At 56.4% G+C, this 1,371-nt stretch carries 4 protein-coding genes; all 4 read left to right on the forward strand.

Annotated elements, in window-relative coordinates:
- Positions 1 to 261: 261 nt before the first annotated feature.
- The 4 genes from QT222_RS01050 (at position 262) to QT222_RS01065 (ending at position 1,155) form a co-directional block, all read left to right on the forward strand.
- Positions 262 to 468, forward strand: a complete 207-nt coding sequence (locus QT222_RS01050) for a hypothetical protein (protein WP_491476018.1) — start codon at positions 262 to 264, stop codon at positions 466 to 468.
- Positions 465 to 668, forward strand: coding sequence for a hypothetical protein (locus tag QT222_RS01055; protein ID WP_491476019.1), 204 nt, complete (start codon positions 465 to 467; stop codon positions 666 to 668). The genes QT222_RS01050 and QT222_RS01055 overlap by 4 nt, the downstream gene beginning before the upstream one ends.
- Positions 658 to 798: a hypothetical protein gene (locus tag QT222_RS01060; RefSeq protein WP_491476020.1), complete on the forward strand. Its 141-nt coding sequence runs from the start codon at positions 658 to 660 to the stop codon at positions 796 to 798. The genes QT222_RS01055 and QT222_RS01060 overlap by 11 nt, the downstream gene beginning before the upstream one ends.
- A 219-nt stretch (positions 799 to 1,017) precedes the next feature.
- Entirely contained in the window at positions 1,018 to 1,155 is a 138-nt protein-coding gene (locus QT222_RS01065) for a hypothetical protein (RefSeq protein WP_491476021.1), read from the forward strand.
- Positions 1,156 to 1,371 lie beyond the last annotated feature (216 nt).

Consider the following 1,371-nt stretch of genomic DNA (forward strand, 5'->3'; position numbering starts at 1 on the left):
GGTGTCGGTTGAGCACCCTGCTGACGTCAACAAGCAGCTCGATCTCCTCGAGGCCGAGCGCGAGTACTACGAGAAACGAGTCGAGATTCTGGAGGGTCGAGAGTGAGCGATTTCGTCGTTCCGTACGAGCGATTTCGTCGTTCCGTACATCTGTCCCGAATGCGACCACGACCGGTGGGTGTCGGTGCAGGGCAAACCCGGTGGTCAGAAAGTCAAGTATCCGAACTGCGGCCACGAGGACGAACTTCGAGGGCCTGGTAGATGAGCGAGAAACAGTTAGACGAAGCCAAGCAGGCGTATAGACTCGCTTGTTTACTAACCGACGCAGAGAATCTGATGCTCTGTGAAGCCGACGAACTCGCAGCCCGTCGCCCCCACCCGGATGCACATCTCTACGATATCGAGGAAGGGCTTCGACTCCATGCCAACGATATCCGTGAAAGCCACGAGGGGGTGCTGTCCGCGTGAAGTCCCAAGAGCGAAGTCAACAAGTCAACAACGCGACCCCAACCGGGCGTTCAGCGCAGTTCTACGCCCCCGTTGATGACGGACGCGACCTCGAAGCAGTCGCGCAGCGCGTGGCCCAGTTTATCGCAGTGGGTCTCCAGCGCGGCGAGATGGACGCCGTTCAAGTGACTATCCAGGAGGCGAGACAGAATGAGCGGTGAGTCCCCCGGACGCACTCATCGTGAGATGGCCATCCATATTGACTACCTCCGAACTGCGCTCGGCTGGATGCACGTTCGGGAGAATGGCGACGGCCTCGACGAACCACGAGGTAGGAGGAAGCGACGATGAGCGGTAAATTGCTCGGTGCAATCAAGCGAGATCTTCACCGCCCTATGGGGGGATGGACTTTTGGTTTTCTGACGATACTGACGGCGCTGGCAATCCCACTCTCCCATATGTTGGGCCTTTGGCCGGGTCCCACTTGGTCGGCGACGGTGACGATGTCCGTGATGATTTTCACCCACATCATCTGGGGCGCAGCCGGCTACTACCCGAGGAGGATATGAGATGGTGTTAGACACGGCGTCGGAGTTCATCACCTTGGTGGGGCAGCTTTTCCCGCTTCTGTTCGTCGCGATTCTTCTCCTCGTCACCTATTTCATGGTGTTCGTCGAGCGCTTCGGTTACTGGGAGGTTCGGAGATGAGTTCGGTGCGAGAACTTCCGAGAATCGACTATTCAAGGAAACAATGATGCTCGAAAGCTTGGCTCAATTGTAGCCTTAAGCCGCGGATACCCTGTGAGGTCATGCGGGATATAGAGGATGTGTTCAACTTCTACCACTATGTGTATTACCGATGTTCGACTGAACCAACTGGGTGGTGGGTACTGCGTATTCTGCAAATGTCTGTAGTCTAAATGC

Source organism: Haloferax sp. s1 (assembly GCF_058382125.1).

Coding starts and splice junctions, on each gene's coding strand:
- QT222_RS01050 (WP_491476018.1), top strand. CDS start 262: ATGAGCGAGAAACAGTTAGACGAAGCCAAGCAGGCGTATAGACTCGCT.
- QT222_RS01060 (WP_491476020.1), top strand. CDS start 658: ATGAGCGGTGAGTCCCCCGGACGCACTCATCGTGAGATGGCCATCCAT.
- QT222_RS01065 (WP_491476021.1), top strand. CDS start 1,018: ATGGTGTTAGACACGGCGTCGGAGTTCATCACCTTGGTGGGGCAGCTT.